The organism is Pseudomonas sp. B21-015, assembly GCF_024749285.1.
Taxonomy (GTDB): Bacteria; Pseudomonadota; Gammaproteobacteria; order Pseudomonadales; family Pseudomonadaceae; genus Aquipseudomonas.
Map to the genome: position 1 here is coordinate 6,108,391 of NZ_CP087196.1, position 21,745 is coordinate 6,130,135.

The window sequence follows — 21,745 nt, forward strand, 5'->3', positions numbered from 1 at the left end:
TCCCACGCAGAGCGTGGGAACGATCATCAGAGAAGAAGCCGTTACAGGCTCGGCAGCAACTTCGCCGAGACCAGTTCGCTCAGGCAACGGGTCGCCAACAACTCGCTCGCTGCGTTGATATCAGGAGCGAAGAACCGGTCCTTCTCATAGAACGGCACTTCGGCACGCAGGATGGCGCGGGCCTTTTCCAGTTTTGGCGAAGTCTTCAGACCATCGCGCAGATCCAGACCTTGGACCGCAGCCAACCATTCCACCGCGAGAACGCCGCGAGTGTTTTCTGCCATTTCCCACAGACGCTTGCCTGCCGCCGGAGCCATGGACACGTGGTCTTCCTGGTTTGCCGATGTCGGCAAACTGTCCACTGAGTGCGGATGAGACAGCGCCTTGTTCTCGCTGGCCAATGCCGCCGCGGTCACCTGGGCGATCATGAAGCCGGAGTTCACGCCGCCATTGGCCACCAGGAACGGCGGCAGTTGCGACATGTGCTTGTCCATCATCAGCGAGATGCGGCGTTCGCTCAGGGAACCGATTTCGGCAATGGCCAGGGCCATGTTGTCGGCGGCCATGGCCACCGGCTCGGCGTGGAAGTTACCGCCGGAGATCACGTCGCCTTCAGCGGCGAACACCAATGGGTTGTCCGATACGGCGTTGGCTTCGATGGCGAGCACTTCGGCAGCCTGACGGAATTGAGTCAGGCAGGCGCCCATGACTTGCGGCTGGCAGCGCAGGGAGTACGGGTCCTGGACCTTTTCGCAGTTCTGGTGCGAGTCGGATACTTCGCTGCGCTCGCCCAGCAGATCGCGGTAAGCGGCAGCGGCGTCGATCTGGCCTTTCTGGCCGCGAGCAGCATGAATGCGCGCGTCGAATGGCGAGCGCGAGCCCAGTACCGCTTCGACCGTCAGGCCGCCAAGGGCCAGGGCGCCGGCAAACAGATCTTCGCCTTCGAACAGGCCACGCAGGGCGTAGGCGGTGGAAACCTGTGTGCCGTTAAGCAGCGCCAGGCCTTCTTTCGCCGCCAGAGTCAGCGGCGTCAAACCGGCGACTTTCAGCGCTTCGGTGGCGGGCAGCCATTCGCCTTTGTAGCGCGCCTTGCCTTCGCCCAGCAGCACCAGCGACATGTGCGCCAACGGCGCCAAATCGCCGGATGCACCGACCGAACCTTTCAAAGGAATGTGCGGGTAAACCTCGGCGTTGATCAGCGCGATCAGTGCGTCGATCACCTGGCGACGAATGCCGGAAAAACCACGGCTCAGGCTATTGACCTTGAGCACCATGACCAGCCGCACCAGGGCGTCGCTGATCGGCTCACCGACGCCAGCGGCGTGGGACAGCACCAGCGAGCGCTGCAGGTTTTCCAGGTCTTCGCTGGCGATACGGGTCGAAGCCAGCAGGCCGAAACCGGTGTTGATGCCGTAAGCCGTGCGGTTCTCGGCGAGGATCTGTTCCACGCAGGCAACGCTGGCTTCGATCTGGCTCGAGGCGCTGTTGTCGAGGGTGATTTTGACCGGTTGCTGATAAACATCACGCAGTTGGGCAAGGCTCAGTTGGCCAGGAATCAGGTTAAGTGCAGTCATTTTGTGCTCCTTTTGAGAGTTTGTTATTTAACTCACCAGACGCTCCGGAGATGTCCGTTGTCCGTCGCGTCTGCCTTTTGGGGAGCCGCGCCTTGGCACGCTGGTGTTGTGGAAATCAGTTCAGTTCTGGAAAAGCCTTGTGCAACAAAATCGGGTCTTTCAAAACACTGGCAGCGGCAGCAATGTCCGGTGCCAGCCAGCGGTCCTGGTCGTAGGCCGGGACTCGCTCACGCAGCAGACGCCACGCGGTATCGGTGCCAGCGCCAAAACGTTGCTCTTTGAGGAACTCAAACGCCTGGGATGCCAGCAAATATTCAATGGCGAGGATCTGCGTGCAGTTTTCCAATGCGCGATGCAGCTTCAGCGCCGCGTTGGTGCCCATGCTCAAGTGGTCTTCCTGCAAGCCCGAAGTGACGTAGTTATCGAGCACCGCCGGTTGCGCCAACTGGCGGTTTTCCGCACACAGGGAAGCGGCAACGTATTGCACGATCATCATCCCGGAGTTCACTCCCGGATTGGCCACCAGAAACGCCGGCAGACCGCTGACATGCGGGTTGATCAAACGGTCCAGGCGACGTTCGGCGATGGAGCCGATTTCCGCCATGGCGATGGCGAGCAAATCAGCAGCCAGCGCAACGGATTGGCCGTGCGGGTTGGCCTGGGACACGACGCGGTAGTTGTCCGGCGTGCCCAGCAGCATCGGGTTGTCGGTGACAGCGTTGAGTTCGGTTTCGATCTGCTTTTTCGCGTGCTCAAGCTGATCGCGAGCCGCACCGTGAACTTGCGGGATCGAGCGGATGCTCAACGCATCCTGAGTGCGAATACCCTTGCTGCTGGCGATCACTTCGCTGCCATCGAGCAAGGCGCGAAGGTTGATTCCCACCTGCTGCATGCCCGGATGGGGTTTAAGCGCGATGATCTCGGCATCGAATGCCGCGATCTGGCCGCGCTGGGCTTCGAAGCTCATGGCACCGACCACGTCGGCCCACTGCACGAGTCGGGTAGCATCTGCGAGTGCCAGGCAGCTGAGGCCGGTCATGCATGGCGTGCCGTTGACCAGGCACAAGCCATCTTTAGCGCCCAGTTGCACCGGTTGCAGCCCCTCTTCGGCCAAGGCTTGCTGCGCAGAAACGATCTGCCCTCGATAGCTGACATTGCCGACACCCAGCAGCGTGATTCCGATATGGGCCATGTGGGTCAGGTAACCGACCGACCCCTGAGACGGCACTTGCGGAGTGATGCCGCGATTGAGCAGTGCCAGCAGGGCTTCGACCACGCGGCGATGAATGCCGGATTTGCCATGGCTATAGTTGCGAATAGCGGCGCAGATGATTGCGCGGGTCTGTTCGTCGGCCAGTGGTGCGCCAACGCCACAGGCGTGACTGAGCAAGGTGTTGCGCGACAATTGGCTGAGTTGTTCACCTTTGAGCGAGACGTTGCACAAGGCGCCCAGGCCGGTGTTGACGCCGTAGGCGCGCTCGCCGCTGGTGACGATGCGCTGGACGATCGCCTGGGCATTCTCGATCCGCGCCCAGATCTGGGGCGACAGCTCGAGCTGTGCGCCGTGACGAGCGACTGCGACCACATCCTGCCAACGCAATGGAGCGTCGGCGATAACGATTTTTTCAGCCTGGGACATCATTAACCTCTTGAACTTGATCGTTCCCACGCTCTGCGTGGGAATGCCGCCTGGGACGCTCCGCGTCCCGTTGTCAGCGCAAGGCTCTAGCCCTGCGCATGTGTGACGCGGAGCGTCACGGGATGCATTCCCACGCAGAGCGTGGGAACGATCGGCCTTTAAACCACCGCCGCCCGCCGCTGTACGAACCGGTCTACATACTCATCCGCCGGCGAATGCAGGATCTCTCGTGGCGTACCGACCTGAATCAGCCGGCCATCCTTGAGGATCGCGATGCGATTGCCGATGCGCACGGCCTCGTCGAGGTCGTGGGTGATGAACACGATGGTCTTGTGCAGGGTCTTTTGCAGTTCCAGCAACTGGTCCTGCATTTCGGCGCGGATCAACGGGTCGAGGGCGCTGAAGGCTTCGTCCATCAGGATGATGTCGGTATCCGCCGCCAGTGCGCGAGCCAGGCCCACACGCTGGCGCATGCCGCCCGAGAGCTGGTGCGGGTATTTGTTTTCGTAGCCCTTCAGGCCCACGGTGTTGATCCAGTGCAGCGCACGCTCGGCGCACATCTGCTTGCTCTCGCCACGCACTTTCAGGCCGTAGGCGACGTTATCCAGCACGGTCTTGTGGGGCAGCAGGCCGAAGCTCTGGAACACCATGCTGATCTTGTGCCGACGAAATTCGCGCAGGGCTTCCATGTCGTATTGCAGGATGTCCACGCCGTCCACCAGGATCGCGCCGCTGGTGGGGTCGATCAGGCGATTGAAGTGGCGCACCAAAGTCGACTTGCCAGAACCGGACAGACCCATGATCACGAAGATCTCGCCGGTGCTGATGCTCAGCGACAGGTCGTTCACACCGACCACGCAGCCGGTTTCAGCCAGCACCTGGTCTTTGGTTTTGCCCTGGCCAATCATGCCCAGCGCTTCCTTGGAGCGGTTGCCGAAAATCTTGAAGACGTTTTTGACTTCGATCTTGCTGATGGCTGCGTTGCTCATTTGCTCACCTCATGCCGTGCACGACCGTACGCCTGTGTAATGCGGTCGATCACCACTGCCAGAATCACGATCGCCAGACCGGCTTCAAGGCCACGTCCGACGTTGAGGGTCTGAATCCCCACCAACACGTCTTCACCCAAGCCACGGGCACCGATCATCGAGGCGATTACCACCATCGACAGGGCCATCATGGTGGTCTGGTTGATCCCGGCCATGATGCTCGGCAGGGCCAGCGGCAGTTGCACGCCGAACAGTTGCTGCCAGCGGTTGGCACCGAAGGCGTTGATCGCTTCCATCACTTCACCGTCGACCTGACGAATGCCCAGATCGGTCAGGCGGATCAGCGGCGGCGCGGCGTAGATCACCGTGGCAAAAATCGCCGGGACCTTGCCCAGACCGAACAGCATCAGCACCGGAATCAGGTACACGAAGCTCGGCATGGTCTGCATGATGTCCAGCAGCGGCATCAGCACCGAACGCAGGCGATTGCTGCGCGCCGAGAGAATGCCCAGCGGAATGCCGATCAGCACCGAGATGACCGTCGCCACCATCATCAGCGCCAGGGTCTGCATCAGCTTGTCCCAGAGACCGACCGCGCCCACCAGGAACAGCAAGCCGACGATAACCGCCGTGGTCACGACTTTGCGGGTCGCGTGCCAGGCCACGCCCGCCACGATCGCCAACATCAGCCACCAGGGCGCCGCGCGCAGCAGCCCTTCTAGATTGACGATGGCCCACAACAGGGTGTCGGAGATGCTGCGGAACACGTCGCCGTAGTTGGTGACCAGCGAATCGACCCAACCGTTGACCCAGTCGGCGATGGAAAAGGTAAAGCTTTCGGGAAACATAAGAGGCTCTCAATCAAGGGGTTGCGATCAAGCATCCGACTGCCGTCGCCGACAGTCGGAGAGGCTCAACCTACAAGGCCGCGTCGATTTTCTTGGCTGCGTCGTCGCTCACCCATGCGTGCCAGACTTCAGGATGTTCCTTCAAGAAGATCTTGGCCAGTTTTGGCGACTCGATCCGCTCCTTGGCCATACGCCCCAGGTTCTGGTTCAGCAGGTCGATTGGCAGGTTGACCTTTTCCAGCACGGCCACCAGTTCCGGGGCTTGCTCGTGGAAGGTCTTGGACAGGCCGACCTTGATGGTCACGCGCTTGTCCACGCCCGGTTTTTCTTCCAGTTTGACCACGTCGATCTGGCCCATCAGCGGGGTTGGCGACCAGTAGTAGAACAGGATCGGCTCGCCACGCTTGTAGCTCGACAGTACCGCCGCATCCAGCGCCGGGCCGGTACCTGGACGGAAGTTGGTGTAGCTGTTTTCCAGGCCGTAGCTTTTCAGCATTTCGCTGTTATCCAGCTCGCAAGTCCAGCCGGCCGGGCAGTTGTAGAAGCGGCCCTTGGAGGGTTCTTCCGCATCCTTGAACACAGCGGAATATTTGGCCAGATCGGCAATGTTTTTCAGGTCCGGTGCTTTGGCTTCCAGCTTACGCTTGGCGTCGCCTTCAACCACATAGCGCGGCACATACCAGCCTTCGACGGCACCCACCACCGGCGCACCGACACCGACGACTTTGCCGGCCTTCTCGGCCTTGTTCCAGACTTCGCTGCGGCCGACCCACTCTTCGGCGAACACTTGGATGTCGTTGCTGCTCAGGGCGTTTTCCATGGTGATGGAGTTACCCGGCAGGCTGTCGGTCTTGCAGTCGTAGCCTTTCTCCAGCACGACTTGCAGCACGTCGGTCAGCAGCATGGCGCTTTCCCAGTTCAGGCCGGCGAATTTCACCGGTTTGCCCGATTCGCACCAGCCTGCCGCCTGAGTGGCGCCGGCACTGGCCAACAGGCCCATGGAAAGCAATGTGGTCAGCAGGGTCTTGTTCGATTTCATTGTGTGACGCTCCTAATCATGAATTGGCTTACGGCAGTCAAGAGGCATCCGGCCCTGTCCACGTCCAATCAGGTCTGCGCAACCGCGCGACCCGCCCTGCTTGTTGTTGGGTCTGCAACATCGTCCTGCTCGACCGGCAAGATCAAACACTCGGGTACTGCGCTATGGTTCAATCAGGAATTCGCTGTGAAACCGTTTTCCATGGAACTGCTTTTTTTGTGAGAGCGGGCTTGCTCGCGAAAGCGGCGTATCAGCCAGCACAGATGTTGAATGTGGCGGCCTCTTCGCGAGCAAGCCCGCTCCCACATAAAGCAGTTTCCACAGGTTCGTTTTATTTGCCGGTAATCATCGGCAGGTTCAGCCCCTGCTCCTTGGCGCAATCGATCGCGATCTGGTAACCGGCATCGGCGTGACGCATAACGCCAGTCGCCGGGTCGTTGTGCAGCACGCGAGCGATACGCTCGGCCGCTTCATCCGTACCGTCGCAGACAATCACCATGCCCGAGTGCTGGGAGAAGCCCATGCCGACGCCGCCGCCGTGGTGCAGGGAAACCCAGGTCGCGCCGCTCGCGGTGTTGAGCAAGGCGTTGAGCAGTGGCCAGTCGGACACGGCGTCGGAACCGTCCTGCATCGATTCGGTTTCGCGGTTCGGGCTGGCAACAGAGCCGGAGTCCAGGTGATCGCGACCGATCACGATTGGCGCGGACAATTCACCGCTGCGCACCATTTCGTTGAACGCCAGACCCAGCTTGGCGCGCAGGCCCAGGCCAACCCAGCAGATACGTGCCGGCAGACCCTGGAAGCTGATGCGCTCGCGGGCCATGTCCAGCCAGTTGTGCAGGTGGGCGTCGTCCGGGATCAGTTCTTTGACCTTGGCGTCGGTCTTGTAGATGTCCTGCGGGTCGCCCGACAGTGCAGCCCAACGGAATGGGCCGATGCCACGGCAGAACAGCGGACGGATGTAAGCCGGTACGAAGCCTGGGAAGTCGAATGCGTTTTCCACGCCCTCTTCCTGGGCCATCTGACGGATGTTGTTGCCGTAGTCGAAAGTCGGTACCCCCATTTTCTGGAAGTCCAACATCGCCTTGACGTGCACAGCCATCGATTGCTTGGCAGCTTTGATCACAGCGGCGGGTTCGGTCTTGGCGCGAGCACGGTACTGGTCCCAGGTCCAGCCGGCCGGCAGGTAGCCGTTGAGTGGGTCGTGGGCGCTGGTCTGGTCGGTGACCATGTCCGGGCGCACACCGCGCTTGACCAGTTCCGGCAGGATTTCTGCCGCGTTGCCCAGCAGGGCAATGGAAATCGCTTTGCCTTCCTTGGTGTATTTGGCGATGCGGGCCAGCGCGTCGTCGAGGTCGGTGGCTTGCTCGTCGACATAGCGGCTTTTCAGGCGGAAATCGATGCTCACTTGCTGGCATTCGATGTTCAGCGAGCAAGCGCCGGCCAGGGTTGCGGCCAGAGGCTGGGCGCCGCCCATGCCGCCGAGGCCTGCGGTCAGGACCCAACGACCTTTAAGGTCATCGTTGTAGTGTTGGCGACCGGCTTCGACGAAGGTTTCGTAGGTGCCCTGGACGATGCCCTGGCTGCCGATGTAGATCCAGCTGCCGGCGGTCATCTGGCCGTACATGGCCAGGCCTTTGGCGTCCAGTTCGTTGAAGTGTTCCCAACTGGCCCAGTGTGGTACCAGGTTGGAGTTGGCGATCAGTACGCGCGGGGCGTTGCTGTGGGTCTTGAATACGCCGACCGGCTTGCCGGATTGCACCAGCAGGGTCTCGTCGTCGTTCAGGTTGGTCAGGCTTTCGACGATCTTGTCGTAGCATTCCCAGTTACGTGCCGCACGACCGATACCACCGTAAACCACCAGCTCTTTAGGGTTCTCGGCGACTTCCGGGTCGAGGTTGTTCATCAGCATGCGCAGCGGCGCTTCAGTCAGCCAGCTCTTGGCGGTCAGCTTGTTACCGCGAGCAGCGCGGATTTCGACATTGCGGTATTTAGTAGGTTTCTGGGTGTTGTCAGTCACGAAAAAGACTCCTCAGCGATCAAATCCAAACCAACCCTGGCGGTGGGCGAGCCAGCCTGTGCGCATCGTTGCGCCACAAGCGAATCAGTGGACGTTACGAGGAGTCTCGATCGACTCATACGCATACGTCTTTACTTGTACATACAAGCATATGCAATCAAGCGGCCAACTTGCCGGATAAACATTCAATAAAAATTCTGAAAGGGCAGGAAAGCGCCTGGATCAAGGGCTCTGGCGCAGATGAAATTTTTCGAGGGGATTTGGCGGAAGGGGCGAAGGCTGTTACTTGAGCGGGGTTTTGCGCCACGCTGGGGCGTTCGGTAACAAAGTGGTGCGCGATGGGAAACGAGGTTCAGGCCCTGAAAAGCATCGCGGGCAAGCCCGCTCCCACAAGTACGATGATGTCCCTGTGGGAGCGGGCTTGCCCGCGATAGAGGCGACTCGGTGCTGGATCAGCGCGCAATCAGCTCGATCACACAGCACTGACCCTTGATAGAGATATCCAGCAGCCCGGCGTTACCATCCAGTTGCAGGCAATCATGGCGACCGAGTTGCGATGCGCTGTTACCGACCTTCACTTCAAGCGCTTCACTGACACTGAATACCAGCAGAGTCCCGGCCTCACTAAAAAACCGCTGCTTACCTTCCAGCCACTGCAACCGCGCGCGGTAACGATCCGGCGCATAAATCAGGTTGAAATCGCGAATCGGTCCGCCGAGCAATGCGCAGAACACGTGACTCTCGCCACTGAAAGCAAACGGGTCCAGCGGTAACAACGCCCGCGTGTCCTGACCATCGACGCGCAAGGTCATGCCCTCGCCTTGCAGCACGGTGATCACCCGCTCATAACCGGCAAAAGTGGAAAACCCGCCCGACTCGCCGATGTCGGCAATCGACAGGCGCCAGCCAAAACCATCAAGGCCCACACCGGTATCGCGGGTGATTTCTTCGGTGCTGCCGCCGCCGTTTTTCCACGGCATGCGCGGGTAATCTTCAGCGCGTAAAACCTTCAACTGACCCATTTATATCTCTTTGTTATTGATGGCTCTTTATTTATGAAACCGTCCTTCCAGACGATGACGGGAACCGGGGTGGATCAAACGGGCGGCGGTCACTGGCTGACGGCCGGACCAGGTGCGGCGACGAATCAGCAGGCACGGCTCGCCCTTTTCAATCTGCAGCAACTTGCACTCGGACGGCTCAGCCAGAATCGCTTCGACCACGTGCTCGCCTTCGGTCAACGGCGCAACCTGATTCAGATAGGCGTAAGGCGTTTGCAGGGTAAAGTCTTGCTTGAGGTAGTCCGGTGCCACCAGCGCGTTGACGAAACGGTCTTCGATTTGCACCGGAATATCGTTTTCGAAATGCACGATCAGCGAGTGGAACACTTTCTGGCCTTCGCGCATGTCCAGGGCCAGGGCCCGCTCGGAACCGGCGGCCTCTTCTTCGAGGGTGATCACCTTGCAAGTGTGACGATGGCCACGGGAGGCGATCTCGTCGGCGATGTTGTGCACTTCAAACAAGGCAGACTGACTTTTCGGCTCGGCGACGAACGTACCGACACCCTGCATACGCACCAGCAAGCCATCGGCAGTCATCTCGCGCAGGGCGCGGTTGATGGTCATGCGGCTGAAACCCAACTGGCTGACCAACTCGCTTTCCGACGGAACGCGGTAGTGCGGTGGCCAGTTTCCACTGTCGATTTGCTGGGTGATCATTTGTTTTACGCGGGCGTACAAGGGCGCCGGACTGTCGCCCAGATTGGCGCTCAGATTGGCATTCGGCGGCAATGTGGCAGAGGGAGTCGGCACGGTTAATCCTTGTTCGTTTAGTAAAGGTTGCTAGCTTGCCGGAGTTTACCGAGCAGGCAAACGTCTGTATATGTATATACAAATAACACACGATGGGGTGCTGAACCATGTCCGCCTTCTTTGCCGAACGCGCGCTGCTGCCTAGTGGATGGGCCAACAATGTACGTCTTGAGGTCAGCGCCGATGGCGTACTGACCCATGTCCAGGCCGATTCCCACGCAGATGGCGCCGAACGGTTGAGCGGCCCGCTGCTGCCGGGGATGCCGAATTTACACTCCCACGCCTTCCAGCGGGCCATGGCCGGGCTGGCGGAAGTGGCGGGAAATCCGAACGACAGTTTCTGGACCTGGCGTGATTTGATGTACCGTCTGGTCGGAAAAATCAGCCCGGACCAACTCGGCGTCATCGCCCGTCAGCTGTACATCGAAATGCTCAAGGCCGGCTACACCTCGGTCGCGGAGTTTCATTACGTACATCACGACAATAACGGCCAGCCTTATGCAGACCCGGCCGAACTGGCGCTGCGCATCAGCCAGGCGGCCAGCTCTGCCGGTATCGGGTTGACCCTTTTGCCCGTGCTCTACAGCCACTCCGGTTTCGGTGGCCAGGCCCCGAATGAAGGCCAGCGCCGCTTTATCAACAGCACCGAAAACTACCTGAAACTTCAGTCGCGCTTGCAGCCGATCCTGGCGCAGCAACCGGCGCAGTCGCTCGGCCTGTGTTTCCACTCGTTACGCGCGGTCACACCGCAGCAGATCAGCGAAGTGCTGGCGGCCAGCGACAAGCAGTGCCCGGTACACATTCACATTGCCGAACAGCAGAAAGAAGTCGACGACTGCCTGAGCTGGAGCGGTCGTCGTCCGCTGCAATGGCTGTACGAAAACACCGAAGTCGATCAGCGCTGGTGCCTGGTCCACGCCACTCACGCCAACCCGGAAGAAGTCACGCTCATGGCCAAAAGCCGCGCCATCGCCGGCCTGTGCCTGACCACCGAAGCCAACCTCGGTGACGGGATTTTCCCGGCGGTGGACTTCCTGGCTCAGGGTGGGCGCATGGGCATCGGTTCCGACAGCCATGTGTCGTTGAGCGTGGTGGAAGAGTTGCGCTGGCTGGAATATGGCCAGCGTCTGCGCGATCAGCGGCGTAATCGGTTGTATGGCGCGGATCAGCCGATGGTCGGCCGCACGCTGTACGACGCGGCGCTGGATGGCGGTGCCCAGGCATTGGGCCAACCGATTGGTGGCCTGGAAGTCGGCAAACGTGCCGACTGGCTGGTGCTGGACGGCAACGATCCGTACCTGGCGACAGCCAGTGGCGACGGAATTCTCAATCGGTGGTTGTTTGCCGGCGGCGATCGCCAGGTGCGGGATGTGCTGGTCAACGGCCAATGGGTCGTGCGTGACGGGCGACATGCCGGTGAAGAAGAAAGCAACCGCGCATTCACCCAAGTCCTGCGCGACCTCTTGGGCTGACGCAAAAAAATGTGGGAGCGAGCCTGCTCGCGATAGGGCCGTCAAATTCAACAGATATGTTGACTGACATTCCGCTATCGCGAGCAGGCTCGCTCCCACCATTTTTGATCTTCAGCGGCAGCCTAATTCGAAGTCTTCGCCATCTTGGTATCCGACGTGCGCCAGATCAGTCGCGTCGTGTCATACCCCTGCTGACGCGCCTTGCTCAGCAGTTCTTCGCGCACCACGCCATTGACCGTCGGGGTCCGTGACAGCAGCCAGAGGTGACGCCGGCCCGGGTCGCCGACAATTGCGGTCTTGTAATCATCGCTGACGTACAACACCCAGTATTCTCCCTTCGCCACACCGGGTATCAGTCGCGAGAACCAGGTATCGAATTCGACCCAGAGCTTGTCAGCCTTGCCGGGCACCTGTGGATAAGCCGTGCCTTTGGCCTCTTCCCATTGCCAGTCCGACGTCAGGCAGCGATTCAGCACTGCCATGTCGCCATCAGGCTTGAGGGTGTAATGGGCCTCGGATTGTGCACAGTTACGCTGGAAATACACCGGCAGACGCGCCAACTCGTACCAGGTTCCCTGGTAGCGCTTGAGGTTGACCGTGTTGACGGTCTTGGGTGCCAACGGATCTACGCCAGAAGTGGCGCAGCCGGCCAATACCAGGCCGGCAAAAAGAACGATCAGTAACCGCTTCATTATTTTTTTCTCCCGTGGGCGCGTAGCCCCGGTTTATTTCAGGCCTTGGCCAGAGAACATCAGCACTTTGTCACCGGCGTACTGCACGCTGATAAAGCTGTTTTTGTCACCCCAGGTGCAGCTGGACATGCCGAGCGCGCCCGAGCAGTCGGTGGGTTTGCCCAGCAAGGTTTCAACCTCGGCCTTGGGCATGCCGGTCGACAGCTTCGAGTAGTTTTCCTGATTGATCTTGCCGCACGCGGCCAACAACACGCAGAACGAGAGCAAGGCGATAGATCGCAGCGACATGGTGTAACTCCTGGTGCGAAGGGAATGGCATGGCTGCCAAGCTGAAGCTTAGAAGAGAAAACCCCTGTCTGGTTCCCTGACCCTCCGGCTATTTGTTCGGCCGCCCGTCAGGCTTTTGCCGATAAATCAGCCACTTTCTCGTGTCGTTGAGTATTTCGTCGGTTTTCGTCAAACCCGCCTAATCTTTGGCGCTGGCCAGTCGACATAAAAGCAGCGCCAAGCCTTCTACTGTGGCAAATTGACGCCTCTTTGCTGACCAGCCCCTGCGCGGTAGATCATTTAATGACCAGAAATATGAAATTCAGCCACAAAATCTTGCTGGCAGCCGCTCTCGTGGTGGCCGTCGCATTTGCCTGTTTCATCCTGTTCAACGATTACCGCCAGCGGCAGACCCTGCGCAGCAGTACCGAATCCTCGATGCAGGAACTCGGCAGCCTGACCACCAGCAACATCCAGACCTGGCTGGAAAGCCGCATCCAATTGCTGCAATCGCTGTCCCAGCAGATCGCGGTGGACGGCAGCGCCCAAGCCAACCTCAAGCGCGCCATCGACCTGCCGGCCTACACCAGCAACTTCCAGCTGAGCTACTTCGGCGGCACCGATGGCGTAATGTTCTCGGTCCCGGCCGGCAATCGCGCCGCGGACTACGACCCGCGTGCCCGTGGCTGGTACAAAGCGGCCAATAGCGCACAACAGACCATCGTCACCGAACCCTATATCGCGGCCTCGTCGGGCAAACTGGTGATCACCGTGGCCACGCCGGTGAAGCACCAGAGCCAGATGATTGGCGTCGCCGGCGCGGATATTGACCTGTCCAGCGTCAGCGCGATCATCAACTCGCTGAATTTCGGCGGTCATGGCCATGCGTTCATTGTCAGCGCCGACGGCAAAATCCTGATCCACCCCGACAGCAAACTGGTGCTCAAGAACCTGGCCGACGCCTACCCCAACGGCGCGCCAAAAATCAGCCCGGAGCTGAAAGAAGTCGAAGTGGACGGCAAAGCCCAGTTCATCTCCTTCACCCACATTAACGGTGTGCCTTCGGCGGACTGGTACGTAGCACTGGTGCTGGATCAGGAAACCGCCTTCTCGATGCTCAGCGAATTCCGTACTTCGGCGATTATTGCCATGGTCATCGCCGTGGTGATCATCATCGCGCTGCTGGGCATGTTGATCCGCGTACTGATGCAACCGCTGCTGATCATGGGCCGCGCCATGCATGACATCGCCGAGGGCGAAGGTGACCTGACCAAACGCCTGACCATCCACGGCCAGGACGAATTCGGTGCACTGGGCACCTCGTTCAACCGTTTCGTCGAGCGTATCCATACCTCGATCCGGGAAGTGTCCTCGGCCACCGGCCAGGTCAACGAAGTGGCCTTGCGGGTGGTGGCGGCCTCCAACTCGTCGATGTTCAACTCCGACCAGCAAGCTTCGCGCACCAGCAGTGTGGCAGCGGCGATCAACGAACTGGGCGCCGCCGCCCAGGAAATCGCCCAGAACGCCGCCCTCGCCTCCCAGCACTCCAGCGACGCGCGGGCCCTGGCCGAAGACGGTCAGCAAGTAGTGGATAAAACCATCGCCGCCATGCAGCAACTGTCAGCGAAGATCAGCGATTCGTGCGGCAACATCGAAACGCTCAACAGCAACACGGTGAACATCGGTCAGATTCTGGAAGTGATCACCAGCATCTCGCAACAGACCAACCTGCTGGCGCTCAATGCGGCCATCGAGGCGGCCCGTGCCGGTGAAGCCGGCCGTGGTTTTGCCGTGGTCGCCGATGAGGTGCGCAACCTCGCCCACCGCACTCAGGATTCGGCGCAGCAAGTGCAGAAGATGATCGAGGAGCTGCAAGTCGGCGCCCGAGAAGCGGTCAGCACCATGACCGACAGCCAGCACCAGAGCGAAAGCAGCGTCGGCATCGCCAACCAGGCCGGCGAACGCTTGGGCAGCGTGACGCAGCGCATCGGTGAGATTGACGGGATGAACCAGTCGGTGGCCACCGCGACCGAAGAGCAGACGGCCGTGGTTGAGTCGATCAACGTCGACATCACCGAAATCAATACGCTGAATCAGGAAGGTGTGGAGAACTTGCAGTCGACCTTGCGTGCGTGTGCCGACCTTGAGCAGCAGGCGGCGCGATTGAAGCAGTTGGTGGGTAGCTTCAGGATCTAAGGCGCTCTTGATGACCTCATCGCGAGCAGGCTCGCTCCCACAGTGGATCTCCAGAGCGACAAAGATCCATGTGGGAGCGAGCCTGCTCGCGATGGCGGTATCAGCAACAACGAAAAGCTAGAAGCGGGATCCGGGACCTGAAAGAAACTCCAGCTCCTCAGCCGTAGACTCACGCCCCAACACCACATTGCGATGGGGAAACCGCCCAAACCGCGCAATGATCTTCTGATGCCGCTCGGCATAATCCAGGTTATCGGCAAACACCGCCCGATCCGCCTCCGGTTGCTGTTCAACCAGATCAAGAAACCGCGAAACCGCTTCGTTCTGCACGGCCAGATTTTCGCAATGCTCGAACACCAGGTAGATAAACACCTGCTGGATCGGTCGCAGTTGCCGATCGAAATCCGCGGCAGTGCCCTGCGCTACCAGTGCCTGAGCCCTGAGATCGCCGGAAAAGGATTTGGGGGTATCGCGAAAGATCATACGCGGCAGTTGATCGAGTAACAGCACCAGAGCCAGCCAACCTTCGGGGCGTTGCGCCCACTCGGTCAATCCACCGGCCAGTGCCTGCTCGACCAGGTCCCCGAAACGCATCCGCGCTTCGAGGTCCTGACTGTCACGCTTGCCGAACCATAACTTGCCCTTGTCAGCCGCTATTTCGTTGGGTGATTCGAAAGATCCGAACCACCATTCGAGTAACGGCTGCCAAGGCGCGGTCATGGTTTACTCCTTGTGGTAAGCCGTGACGCGGGCAACTTCTTCTTTCGAACCGAGGAACACCGCAACACGCTGGTGCAGGCCTTCCGGCTGGATGTCGAGGATGCGCTGGTGGCCGTCGGTGGAGGCGCCGCCGGCTTGCTCCACCAGGAACGACATCGGGTTGGCTTCGTACATCAGACGCAGTTTGCCCGGCTTGGACGGCTCGCGGCTGTCGCGTGGGTACATGAACAGGCCACCACGGTTCAGGATGCGGTGCACGTCGGCGACCATCGCGGCAACCCAGCGCATGTTGTAGTTCTTTTTCAGCGGGCCTTCGTCGCCTGCCAGCAATTCGCCGACGTAGCGCTGTACCGGTGCCTCCCAGTGACGCTGGTTGGACGCGTTGATGGCAAATTCCTGGGTGGTTTCAGGAATGGTGATGTTTTCGTGGGTCAATACGAAGCTGCCCATTTCACGGTCCAGGGTGAAGCCTTTCACGCCGTCACCCAAAGTCAGGATCAGCATGGTCTGCGGACCGTAGATCGCATAACCGGCGGCCACTTGCTGGGTACCTGGCTGCAGGAAGGCCTTTTCATTCAAGGGTTCGTTCTGGGTCAGGTATTCGTTCGGGCAACGCAGTACCGAGAAGATGGTGCCGACCGGGGCGTTGATGTCGATGTTCGACGAACCGTCCAGCGGGTCGAATACCAGCAGGTACGCGCCTTTCGGGTATTTGCCCGGGATCTGGTAGGCATTGTCCATTTCTTCGGACGCCATGCCGGCCAGGTGACCGCCCCATTCGTTGGCTTCGAGCAGGATCTCGTTGGAGATTACGTCGAGCTTCTTCTGCACTTCGCCCTGGACGTTTTCAGTGCCCATGCTGCCCAGAACGCCACCCAGGGCGCCTTTGGACACGGCGTGGTTGATCTCCTTGCAGGCACGCGCCACCACTTCGATCAGGAAGCGCAGATCGGCAGGAGTGTTGTTGCTGCGGGTCTGCTCAATCAAATAGCGACTCAGGGTAACGCGGGACATGGAAGGCTCCGGAGGAATGGGGGGGCTAAAAACCCGTGCAGTTTAACGCGAGTCAGGGCGCATTTCCTCCTATCAGACGTGATACACCCAATAGAGTTCATGCGCGGGGTTGAGCGTAGTTCGAAAAGGGGCCGATGTGGCTTGTGGATCAGCGGCGGATTGAGGTTTTTTTATGGCTGACAGACCGCTTTCGCGGGCAAGCCCGCTCCCACATTTGATTGCAGTCGTTCACAAATAGTGTGCCCACTGAAGATCCAATGTGGGAGCCGGCTTGCTCGCGAATGGCGTGCAGCGCCAGCCATCCTCAGGGTTTAGCAGCAGGCTTGCGCAGCAAACTGAACGCCATGCCCCCCAGAAACAGCACACTGAGCAACAACACCGCCCACAGCCCGAACTTCTTCCAGTTCATGCCCACCAGCGCGGGCGCTGTCGCCACCGGGATCACCACTGCGGCTCCATCCACCGTCGCCTTGCCCAACGTCGCCAGCTTCGCCGCGCTGTAATCCGGAATCAGCGTCGACAACGGCAAGCTCGCCGCCTTCACCGTCGCACTCCCCAGCGCCAGCGTATAAGGCCCGGCCCCGCGCGCCAGGAACACCAGTTGCGTGGAGCGCACGGCAAACCGCACGGTTGGCGCTTCAGCGCCCAGGCCACCGCCGCGCTCATCCACCGTCAGCTTCAATTGCTGCACAGTCTGGCCCGACAACTGCAATTCGTTCTGCACCACGTCCTGGCCATTCTGGGTCAGGCGATACAGCAAACCGCTGGTCAGCGGTTGCCACGGCAGGCTGGTCTCCCGCCGCCCCGACAACGTCACCGGGGCCAGGCTGTTGGGCTGACTCAGCTCGATCTGCAGCCGCTGGACGTTCAATCCCATCGGCAATTGCCAGATGTACTCACCAGCCTTCACGCTGGTGCCGGCCAACGGTTGCGACCAGACCAACGGCAGCGGCAAGGTGCGTGGGCTGGCGCTTTCCAGTTGCGCCGACGTCAGCATCGGCGCCGACTGAGGCGAATTCCATAGCAAGCGCAAATAGCGCGCCGATTGCCCCGGCAGGCCGACTTCATGTTGCTCGACCCGTTCGTCGGCAAACGTCAGACGCGCCACCTGCCCTTCACCCCACGACTGCCAATGCTGCAAATCGTCGCTGGCTTCGATGCTGAAACGCTGGAAACCGTCGCGCTCGCTGGTCCAGTCGAGAATCAATTGCTGCAACGGCGCCTTGATGCTGCTGGCATCGAGCAACCAGCCGCGCAGCTCTTCTTCGCCCGCCTCCAACTGGCTGGACGGCTGCACTTCGATCAACGTGCCGTTGGTGTTCGATTGCACGCGCACACTCGGCGCATGTTCGGTGGCATCCGCCGAGTTATACAACGGAAACCACTTCACGTCGGTTTGCGTGCGGTTTTCGCGGGTCTGCGCGGGTTCCCGGGCCAGGGCGTACGCCTGAGCCTCACCGGCCGCATTGAAGACGCGTAGATCGCTGAGATCGGTCTGTCGCGCTTTCAATTGCACGCCCAAGGGCAATTCCAGGCGATACCACGGGCCCTCGCCACTCACGGACAACGGCACCTGTGCGGCAAAGTCCGCCGGTTTCTCCTGAGCGCCGGCCGACAGCGTCACACCCAGCACCACAGCACCCCACCAGCCCAGGTTCAGCTTCTGACTCAAGATGACACTCCTTCGGTTTCAGGGGCCGGTTTTTCAGCTTCCGGCACAGCCTCGGTGCGCTTGGGTGGCAACGGGGCGAAATAGCCCACCACCAGCAGCAATACGCCAACGCCGATAAACGACACGATCCGCGCCAGCCCGCCGCGGTTACTCAATTCAACGAAGAACAACTTGGCAACCACCAGTGCGATCAACGCCGCGCCAATCAGCCAGACTTCGCGACGATGACGCAGATGCCCACCGATCATCAGACTCAAGGCCATCAGGGTCCAGACGATGGACAGGCCCGCCTGCACCAGCATCGATTCAAGCAGCAGATCCAGCGCGAACGGCACGCCGCCCCAATGGTGAGCCGCGCGCATCACCAGCGCGGTGAAGAAGGCGAACAGCGATACACCGGCAATCACTTGCGTGGCGTTATCGGCGTAATCCTTGCGGATCGCCAATTGCGTGACCGCGTTGCGGGACCACACGTACACCCCGAACAGGGCAAACAACAGACCCAGCTCCAGAGGGTTGATCAGCGGCACATACGGCAACGGCTCGGCGGTGCCGTCACTGGCGATGTTCGCCAGCCAGAACCAGCCGAGCATCAACAACGCCAGAGGCGCAGCGGCATAGACCCGGTACTCGCGGGAATAAGCCGACACCGGCCATGGCCACGCGCGCGGTGCAGCCATCAGCACCAGATACAGGCTCGGCAGAATCGCCCAGCCCAACCAGCGCCAGGCGTTGTACTGTTCCGACAACAGCAGCAAGCCGTAACGCAACTCCAGGGCCAGCACGCCGATCAACAGCCAGCTGCCGAGCACATGGGCGGTGCTCAGGGCGCTTGCAGGCAGCATCGGCGCCAGACGCCGCAGGGAGAAGAAATGCACGACGAACACCGCAGCCCAAACCAGCCAGCCGAAGTTGCCTGCCGGGTGATATCGCGAATGCCAAGCGGCGAGTAATACCAGACCGGCAGCGGGAATCAGCAAGGTGCAGAGCAAGCCCAGCGACGACCACTTCAGGCGCAGCGCCAATACCGCCCACAACGCAACACTCACGGCTGCGACTGCCAGCAACAACGTCGCTTGCAGATTCACCGGCGCAAAGCGCAGCACTTCGCTGACCCACGCCAGTGCCCACCAACCCGTGCCCCACACCAGCAACACTTCGGACAAGCGCTGCAAGCTCAACCTATCGAAGGCCGAAGCATGATTACCGAGCTGCAAACGCCAGGCGCCGACGAATGCGGCCAGACCCAGCACCAGCGGCGTCCAGAAACCGCTATGCGCCAGCGGTCGCAGCCCTTCGCTGAGCAGCGGCCCGAGCAAGTCCGGCCCGGCGAACAGGAACGCTACGCCGCCAATCACCTGCAACAGCAGACCAAAGACAAAACTCACGCGCTGCTTCAGGTACAGACTCAGCCAGATGATGAACAAACCACTGGCCGCCCATACCGCACTCGCGGTTTGCCACGGCAACACGAACAGCACGGCAAGGTTGATCAGTACCAGACCGGCCAGTAACACCACCGACAAGCCGCGCAGCAAGCGCACATCACTGCGCACCATTTCGTCCCGGGCTGCCAGCAACATACCGGCGATCAACGCCAGCCCGATCAGGGATGCGCTGAGCAAACCGCTCCAACCAGCGCTGAACACGGCGGCAGAATCACCGTTGGCCCCTTGCAGCCGCAACAGGAACAACACACCACCGAGCAACTGCACAGCGAACGCGGTGAACAGGAACGCCCGCGATTGCAGGCGCAGGCCAATGAACAGCGTCGCCAACCCGGCCAGCGCCCAACTGATCGCCGTGCCGTGGGTGAAGAAGAACAGCGGCGCCAGCAAATAGAGAAAAGTCAGCCCCAGGCAGGCCAGCACTGGCAACCCTTGGCGCTCCCACTTTGATGCCTGTTCGGGCAACGCTTTGCGCAATTGGTAGAAGCTGAACAACAGCGCCACGCCGAGCATCAACGCCCCCAGCGGCGCGCCATCGAGCAGGCTGCTCTCGCCGCTGCGCAGCTCACTGAGGAAGGCCAGGGCCGAGCCCAGTTGCAGCAGCAAGGCGAAGGCTCGCGCCAGCGGTCGCTGTTGACGCAGGCCGAGCCAGAAAATCCCCGCGCCTTCCACCGCCCAGGCTGCGGCGGTCCAACGTGCGTCGAGCCCCAAGGGGATCGCCAGGCTGGCGAAGATCACCCCCAGCGCCAGACAGGTTTCCGCCAACAACAGCGCTCGACCGCCCATCAACAACCGGGCCAGGCCCATGTAAATCATGCCCAGTGCCAAGGCGCTGAAGGCGGCGGCAAACTCCAGATGCTCCACCAACGCGAACTGCAAACCGAAGCCCACCAGCGGTGGCGCGAACAGCATCGTGCCATCGACGTAATCGCCCTTGCGCGCCGACCAGCGCAACAGTGCATCGCGGCTGTCGTCCTCGGGCGCGTCGCTCATTTCCAGCAGCTTGCGCCGGGCGAACAACAGGCCGATGGCCAGGTACATCAGGAAAAACAGAATCAGGAACGGCTCGGTGCTCCACAGCAATTCGGGCTTGTAGGAACGCAGGCCCCAAGCCAACCCGATGCCGAAGGTGCCGACAAAACCGATCAGGTTGAGTAGCCGCCAGGCCTTGAACCATGCGATGGCGAGGATGCCGGCGTTGAGCAGGGCGAAATAGCTGAACAGCGCGACATGATTGCCAGCCCCGGTGGAGGTCAGGATCGGCGCGGCGAAACCGCCGAGCGCGGCAGCGGCGGCCAGGCCCATCGCGTTTTGGGTAATGGCGAGAATCGCCGAGAACACCGTCACCACCACCAGCAAGCCCAGCGCCGCCGTGGGGTCGAGCAATGGATGCAGACGCATCGCGGCAAATACCGTGAGGTACAACACCGCAATCCCGGTGCCTTGCAGCATCAAGGCGTAATTGCTGTTGCGCAATCGCAGCCACCAGCCCAGAGCGAGCAAGCCCAAGGCCGTCGCCGCGACACCGGCGTAACGCAGCTCGACCGGCACCACCATGCCTTCAGTGGCATAGCGCAACAGGAAGGCCAGGCCGAGGAACAACAGCACCACGCCGACCCGCAGCACGGTATTGCCGCCGAACAACCAGTTGCGCGCGCCGCTGATGGCCCGCTCGATGAAGTTCGGACCGCGAGGCGCCGCCGGTTGCTGTGGTTCGCGGGCGATCGGTTCGGGTTTCCACGCATCATCGGGCAGAGGACGACTAGCTTCGGTAGCGGCCGCCGTGATGGGTTCGAGTTCGGGCGGTAGTTCCCAGATCAGCTCCGGGGCTACGACAGGGGCTTGCTCGAGAATGATTTCAGGGGACGGAACGGGCTCGCTGGTCGCAGGTTCACTGGTTTCGGGCGTTTTGACGCCAGACACCTCCAGCAACGCCAGACGTTGCTGCACCGCGTTCAGCGCAACCTGCGTCTGCTCCAGCAGAAGGTGCTGTTCGGCAGCTTTTGAACCCAAACGGGCAATGCCAATGGCCTGGCCAATACCTAACCCAAGCAACGCACCCAACAGCGCATCGCTGAACGACTCGTCGAGTATCCAGCCCAGCACCAGCCCAATCAGCATGAAAATCCATTGCATGGTCGATATCCCTAAGCGGCCCATTGCCTTGTGGCGCCTGCACGGACGTCATCGCGGGCAAGCCACGCTCCCACAGGATTTACATGCGCCGTAAGAACGACATATGACCTGTGGGAGCGTGGCTTGCCCGCGATGGCGTCCGTGAAGCGCTCACAGAAACTGGCGCTTAGTATATCGGTCCGGCCCAACAACCGTCGGGCCTGACTCG

16 protein-coding genes and 1 pseudogene are annotated in these 21,745 nt (G+C 60.7%); 3 read left to right on the forward strand and 14 right to left on the reverse strand.

Annotated elements, in window-relative coordinates; translation table 11 throughout:
- Positions 1-41: 41 nt before the first annotated feature.
- The 8 genes from hutH (LOY38_RS27810) to hutC form a co-directional block, all read right to left on the reverse strand.
- Positions 42-1,574 (reverse strand): histidine ammonia-lyase, encoded by a 1,533-nt coding sequence (gene hutH / locus LOY38_RS27810; protein WP_258697967.1) that lies wholly within the window; start codon positions 1,572-1,574, stop codon positions 42-44.
- A 115-nt stretch (positions 1,575-1,689) separates the two neighbouring features.
- Entirely contained in the window at positions 1,690-3,213 is a 1,524-nt protein-coding gene (hutH, locus tag LOY38_RS27815) for a histidine ammonia-lyase (RefSeq protein WP_258697968.1), read from the reverse strand.
- A 158-nt stretch (positions 3,214-3,371) separates the two neighbouring features.
- Positions 3,372-4,202: a glycine betaine/L-proline ABC transporter ATP-binding protein gene (locus LOY38_RS27820; RefSeq protein ID WP_258697969.1), complete on the reverse strand. Its 831-nt coding sequence runs from the start codon at positions 4,200-4,202 to the stop codon at positions 3,372-3,374.
- Entirely contained in the window at positions 4,199-5,050 is an 852-nt protein-coding gene (locus LOY38_RS27825) for a proline/glycine betaine ABC transporter permease (protein WP_008058061.1), read from the reverse strand. Before LOY38_RS27825 ends, LOY38_RS27820 begins: the two co-directional genes overlap by 4 nt.
- A 70-nt stretch (positions 5,051-5,120) precedes the next feature.
- On the reverse strand, positions 5,121-6,089 hold the full coding sequence (locus LOY38_RS27830; RefSeq protein WP_258697970.1) for an ABC transporter substrate-binding protein: 969 nt from the start codon (positions 6,087-6,089) through the stop codon (positions 5,121-5,123).
- Positions 6,090-6,420: 331 nt separating this feature from the next.
- The gene (gene hutU, locus LOY38_RS27835) at positions 6,421-8,109 is read right to left on the reverse strand and encodes a urocanate hydratase (protein WP_258697971.1); all 1,689 of its coding nucleotides are present in this window, start codon (positions 8,107-8,109) and stop codon (positions 6,421-6,423) included.
- 452 nt (positions 8,110-8,561) lie between these two features.
- On the reverse strand, positions 8,562-9,131 hold the full coding sequence (locus tag LOY38_RS27840) for a HutD family protein (protein WP_258697972.1): 570 nt from the start codon (positions 9,129-9,131) through the stop codon (positions 8,562-8,564).
- 27 nt (positions 9,132-9,158) lie between these two features.
- Entirely contained in the window at positions 9,159-9,827 is a 669-nt protein-coding gene (gene hutC / locus LOY38_RS27845; protein ID WP_244858324.1) for a histidine utilization repressor, read from the reverse strand.
- A gap of 200 nt (positions 9,828-10,027) precedes the next feature.
- Here hutC and LOY38_RS27850 point away from each other — a divergent pair, with 200 nt between their 5' ends.
- Complete coding sequence (locus LOY38_RS27850; protein WP_258697973.1) at positions 10,028-11,392, forward strand: formimidoylglutamate deiminase; 1,365 nt, start codon at positions 10,028-10,030, stop codon at positions 11,390-11,392.
- A gap of 122 nt (positions 11,393-11,514) precedes the next feature.
- On the opposite strand, the gene LOY38_RS27855 is transcribed toward LOY38_RS27850, so the two are convergent.
- A complete protein-coding gene (locus LOY38_RS27855; protein WP_258697974.1) occupies positions 11,515-12,084 on the reverse strand; it encodes a lipocalin family protein in 570 nt (189 codons plus the stop codon).
- Between the two features lie 33 nt (positions 12,085-12,117).
- Positions 12,118-12,372 (reverse strand): hypothetical protein, encoded by a 255-nt coding sequence (locus LOY38_RS27860; RefSeq protein WP_007907841.1) that lies wholly within the window; start codon positions 12,370-12,372, stop codon positions 12,118-12,120.
- Between the two features lie 294 nt (positions 12,373-12,666).
- Between LOY38_RS27860 and LOY38_RS30475 the strand changes: the two are divergent.
- Positions 12,667-13,689, forward strand: a pseudogene (locus LOY38_RS30475) (cache domain-containing protein); the annotation flags it as partial.
- Between the two features lie 93 nt (positions 13,690-13,782).
- Entirely contained in the window at positions 13,783-14,547 is a 765-nt protein-coding gene (locus LOY38_RS30480; protein ID WP_408980649.1) for a methyl-accepting chemotaxis protein, read from the forward strand.
- Positions 14,548-14,664: 117 nt separating this feature from the next.
- On the opposite strand, the gene LOY38_RS27870 is transcribed toward LOY38_RS30480, so the two are convergent.
- From LOY38_RS27870 to LOY38_RS27885, 4 genes are all read right to left on the reverse strand, one after another.
- Positions 14,665-15,267 (reverse strand): DUF924 family protein, encoded by a 603-nt coding sequence (locus LOY38_RS27870; RefSeq protein ID WP_258697976.1) that lies wholly within the window; start codon positions 15,265-15,267, stop codon positions 14,665-14,667.
- A 3-nt stretch (positions 15,268-15,270) separates the two neighbouring features.
- Positions 15,271-16,281, reverse strand: coding sequence for a class 1 fructose-bisphosphatase (locus LOY38_RS27875; protein ID WP_038978569.1), 1,011 nt, complete (start codon positions 16,279-16,281; stop codon positions 15,271-15,273).
- Between the two features lie 304 nt (positions 16,282-16,585).
- Positions 16,586-17,953 (reverse strand): DUF3999 domain-containing protein, encoded by a 1,368-nt coding sequence (locus LOY38_RS27880; RefSeq protein ID WP_258697977.1) that lies wholly within the window; start codon positions 17,951-17,953, stop codon positions 16,586-16,588.
- Complete coding sequence (locus tag LOY38_RS27885; protein ID WP_258697978.1) at positions 17,950-21,537, reverse strand: DUF2339 domain-containing protein; 3,588 nt, start codon at positions 21,535-21,537, stop codon at positions 17,950-17,952. The genes LOY38_RS27880 and LOY38_RS27885 overlap by 4 nt, the downstream gene beginning before the upstream one ends.
- Positions 21,538-21,745: the final 208 nt, after the last annotated feature.

Bases quoted from the DNA above. Each gene is read 5' to 3' on its own strand.
- hutH (WP_258697967.1), bottom strand. From the start codon at position 1,574: ATGACTGCACTTAACCTGATTCCTGGCCAACTGAGCCTTGCCCAACTG.
- hutH (WP_258697968.1), bottom strand. From the start codon at position 3,213: ATGTCCCAGGCTGAAAAAATCGTTATCGCCGACGCTCCATTGCGTTGG.
- LOY38_RS27820 (WP_258697969.1), bottom strand. From the start codon at position 4,202: ATGAGCAACGCAGCCATCAGCAAGATCGAAGTCAAAAACGTCTTCAAG.
- LOY38_RS27825 (WP_008058061.1), bottom strand. From the start codon at position 5,050: ATGTTTCCCGAAAGCTTTACCTTTTCCATCGCCGACTGGGTCAACGGT.
- LOY38_RS27830 (WP_258697970.1), bottom strand. From the start codon at position 6,089: ATGAAATCGAACAAGACCCTGCTGACCACATTGCTTTCCATGGGCCTG.
- LOY38_RS27840 (WP_258697972.1), bottom strand. From the start codon at position 9,131: ATGGGTCAGTTGAAGGTTTTACGCGCTGAAGATTACCCGCGCATGCCG.
- hutC (WP_244858324.1), bottom strand. From the start codon at position 9,827: ATGATCACCCAGCAAATCGACAGTGGAAACTGGCCACCGCACTACCGC.
- LOY38_RS27850 (WP_258697973.1), top strand. From the start codon at position 10,028: ATGTCCGCCTTCTTTGCCGAACGCGCGCTGCTGCCTAGTGGATGGGCC.
- LOY38_RS27855 (WP_258697974.1), bottom strand. From the start codon at position 12,084: ATGAAGCGGTTACTGATCGTTCTTTTTGCCGGCCTGGTATTGGCCGGC.
- LOY38_RS27860 (WP_007907841.1), bottom strand. From the start codon at position 12,372: ATGTCGCTGCGATCTATCGCCTTGCTCTCGTTCTGCGTGTTGTTGGCC.
- LOY38_RS30480 (WP_408980649.1), top strand. From the start codon at position 13,783: ATGTTCAACTCCGACCAGCAAGCTTCGCGCACCAGCAGTGTGGCAGCG.
- LOY38_RS27870 (WP_258697976.1), bottom strand. From the start codon at position 15,267: ATGACCGCGCCTTGGCAGCCGTTACTCGAATGGTGGTTCGGATCTTTC.
- LOY38_RS27875 (WP_038978569.1), bottom strand. From the start codon at position 16,281: ATGTCCCGCGTTACCCTGAGTCGCTATTTGATTGAGCAGACCCGCAGC.
- LOY38_RS27885 (WP_258697978.1), bottom strand. From the start codon at position 21,537: ATGCAATGGATTTTCATGCTGATTGGGCTGGTGCTGGGCTGGATACTC.